At 76.0% G+C, this 2834-nt stretch carries 5 protein-coding genes and 1 pseudogene; 2 read left to right on the top strand and 4 right to left on the bottom strand.

Annotated features, from left to right (window positions below):
* Positions 1-210: pseudogene (locus DQW06_RS22365) on the top strand (hypothetical protein); the annotation flags it as partial.
* Positions 211-306: 96 nt separating this feature from the next.
* On the opposite strand, the gene DQW06_RS22360 reads toward DQW06_RS22365, so the two are convergent.
* Genes DQW06_RS22360 through DQW06_RS22345 form a run of 4 tightly spaced genes read right to left on the bottom strand, consistent with a single transcriptional unit; the run spans position 307 to position 2230 of the window.
* Positions 307-684 (bottom strand): roadblock/LC7 domain-containing protein, encoded by a 378-nt coding sequence (locus DQW06_RS22360; protein WP_117199251.1) that lies wholly within the window; start codon positions 682-684, stop codon positions 307-309.
* Positions 685-978 carry a hypothetical protein gene (locus DQW06_RS22355; RefSeq protein ID WP_013152634.1) on the bottom strand — a complete coding sequence of 98 codons (294 nt, stop codon included), beginning with the start codon at positions 976-978 and terminating at the stop codon, positions 685-687.
* Complete coding sequence (locus DQW06_RS22350) at positions 975-1874, bottom strand: hypothetical protein (protein WP_071621880.1); 900 nt, start codon at positions 1872-1874, stop codon at positions 975-977. The genes DQW06_RS22355 and DQW06_RS22350 overlap by 4 nt, the downstream gene beginning before the upstream one ends.
* A complete protein-coding gene (locus tag DQW06_RS22345) occupies positions 1871-2230 on the bottom strand; it encodes a hypothetical protein (protein ID WP_232833119.1) in 360 nt (119 codons plus the stop codon). Before DQW06_RS22345 ends, DQW06_RS22350 begins: the two co-directional genes overlap by 4 nt.
* 183 nt (positions 2231-2413) lie before the next feature.
* Here DQW06_RS22345 and DQW06_RS22340 point away from each other — a divergent pair, with 183 nt between their 5' ends.
* Positions 2414-2779, top strand: coding sequence for a hypothetical protein (locus tag DQW06_RS22340; protein ID WP_013152631.1), 366 nt, complete (start codon positions 2414-2416; stop codon positions 2777-2779).
* Positions 2780-2834 lie beyond the last annotated feature (55 nt).

Raw genomic sequence — 2834 nt, 5'->3', positions numbered from 1 at the left:
CTGCTCGACCGGCTCGTCGACTCGGGGAAGTCGGTCGTGGTCGTCGAGCACCACCAGGCGGTGATGGCGCACGCAGACTGGATCATCGACCTCGGCCCCGGGGCGGGCCACGACGGCGGCCGGGTCGTGTTCGAGGGCACGCCCGCCGACCTCGTCGCCGCCCGCTCCACCCTCACCGGCGAGCACCTCGCGGCCTACGTCGGCGCCTGACCGGCCCGCGCGCGAAGCAGGCGGCCCCTGGCCCGTGCCGGGTCCGCTGTCCGTCGGGCGGCGGGCCGGGCCCGGGAGGGCCCCGCCGCCGGGGCCTCAGCCCGCGGCGGTGACCTCCAGCAGCGAGCCCACGCGCTCCACCGTCAGCCGGGACTCGCGGCGCAGGGCGGCGGTGTCCATGCCCTCGTCGCCCAGCACGACGAGCAGGGCCTCCATCCCGACCGCGTAGACGACCGCGTAGCCGCCCTGGCAGCGGGTGACGACCTCGCGCAGCGGTCCCAGCCCCGTCTCGTCACCGGTGCGCTTGCCCAGGCCCAGGGAGGCGGCGGCGAGCGCGGCCAGCGTGTGGGGACGTCCGCCCTGGATGTCGGAGGCCACCAGCATGCCGTCGGAGGCGGCCACGGCGCTGTCGGTCACGCCGACGACGTGCTCGCGCAGCCGCGCCAGCTCCTCGGCGATCTGACCCTGAACCATCTACTCGCTCCCGTGCTCGTCGGTCGGCCGCGGCGCGCGGCCGGTGTGGGCGTCCAGGTCCTGTAGTGCGCGGCGCACCCTCTCCAGGGGCACCGCGGCGCGCTGCGCGCGGCGCAGGGCGGCGATGGGCCCCGGTTCGGGCTCCTTGGGGCCGAACAGGCCCGGCCGGGGGCGCGGTCCCCGGGGCACCGGGGAGGGGGTGCGCTTGGGCAGTGCGGTCAGGCCGCCCGCCTCGTGTCCCCCGGCGGGCGGTTCGCCGCCGCGGGCCGGACAGGGGTGTCCGGTCGTGCTCATCGGGCCGCCTCTTCCCCGACCGCCGCGGCCGTCCCGTGGTCGGCGCCCAGTGAGCGCAGGCGTTCGCGCACGTTCCCGGGGACCGGGACAGAGGAGGACGGGGGCGCGGGGCGCACGGTGTTGGCCCCCGGACGCCGTTTGGCCAGCGCGGACGGGCCCTCGTCCGGGGCGGCGGCCTCGGGCGTGCGGCGGGTGAGGCCGTCCGCCCCGCCGGGGGCGGCGGCCTCCAGCAGCCCGCGTTCGGTGAGGCGCGCGACGTCGGCCATGACCCCGGTCAGCCCCCGGCCCAGGGCGAAGGCCAGGTCCCGGGGGGTGCGGCGGCCGTTGGCCTGGGCGAGCAGGAGCCGGTAGGCGGAGGGGAGGGAGTCGTGTACCGGCCCGGCGGGCACGGGGCGACGGCGGGCCAGGTCCGCGGGCGCGCCCCACCGGTCGGCGAGGAAGGCCAGGCGGCGCCCGGCCTCGGCCAGCACCTCCTCGGGGTCCAGGCCGTGCTCCAGGCCCAGCAGCGGCGGCGCGGCGTCGGAGAGCACGGCCTCCACCCGGGGTTCGGGGGACAGGCACAGCGCCAGGACGCCGTCCGCAAGCGCCGTGGCGCACGCCAGTTCCAGTACCGCGGCCGAGACCGCGCCGCGGTCCAGCAGTTCCCGGGCCAGGCTGTCGGTGTGGGCGGCCGCCTCGTAGGCGGCGGCCCAGGCCCCGGCGGGGACCGTGCCGGACCTGACCAGGAGGGTCTCGGGTGTGGGCGCGGCCGGTGTGGTGACGGCGGTGACGCGCCCGGCGGTCAGGTGGACCAGGGCCTCGGGCGGGCCGGTCAGGCGCAGGGCTCCGGTGAACCCCTCCTCGCGGGCGCGGAGCAGGGGCTCGGCCAGGGCCCGCGGGGGCTCGGCGGCGCTCATGACAGCAGCGCCGCGGTGTGCTCGTCGGCCTGGAGGCGGGCCAGCGCGAGGTTGGTCCGCGCGCGGTCGAAGACCAGGACGAGCAGGACCTCGTCCGCGCCCGGGGAGGGCACGGCGCGGGTCAGCACGTGGTGCCCGTCGGTGGTGACCACGCTCTCCCGGACCGCCGGTTCGCGGGAGGCCAGGGCCAGGTCGAGGGCCAGGTGGTGGGAGTCCGCGACGTGCTCGGGGTCGGGCAGCGCCGACACCGCACCCGACCGCGCGTGCGCCTGACCCGTCGCGCGGTCCACGAGCATCGCGGCCACGACCCCGTCACAGCTCAGGTAACGCTCCGTGGATACAGCTGTGCTCGACACGTGCCCCCCGGTGTCTGGTTGCCTCCAAAAGACATTTAACAGTCAAAGAGGAGCAAAGAGAACACACTGTGGTAACGATGGACTCCCGCCACAAACTGTCCACTTACGCACCCTCCGGGCGTTTCGCTAATTTTCGTCATGTATCGCCGCTCCCGCGGTGGACACCGAGCGTGAGGAGACGCCATGAACGCCGACGCGGCGATGAAGGAAGCCATGGGGATCGAGGGCGCGATCGGCGTCGCGGTCGTCGACTACGAGAGCGGGATGTCCCTGGGCACCATGGGCGGCGGCGGCCACTTCGACCTGGAGATGGCCGCGGCGGCCAACACCGAGGTCGTGCGCGCCAAGACGCGCGCCCTGGGCGCGATCGGCCTCGACGACCGCATCGAGGACATCCTCATCACGCTGAGCAGCCAGTACCACCTCATCCGCCTGCTGGAGAAGTCGCACGGCAGCGTCTTCCTCTACCTGGCGCTGGACCGCCAGCGCGCCAACCTGGCCATGGCCCGCCACACCCTCCGGCGCGTGGAGAGCGAACTCCAGCTGTGACCCGGCCCGTCCCGCGCCCGGGGCGGCGCGGGTGCGGACGGCGCCCCCTCCCGGC

The organism is Nocardiopsis sp. TNDT3 (genome assembly GCF_003427465.1).
Classification (GTDB): Bacteria; Actinomycetota; Actinomycetes; order Streptosporangiales; family Streptosporangiaceae; genus Nocardiopsis; species Nocardiopsis dassonvillei.
The sequence above is the reverse complement of the archived record's forward strand: the minus strand, read 5'-3'. Positions and strand labels throughout refer to the sequence as shown.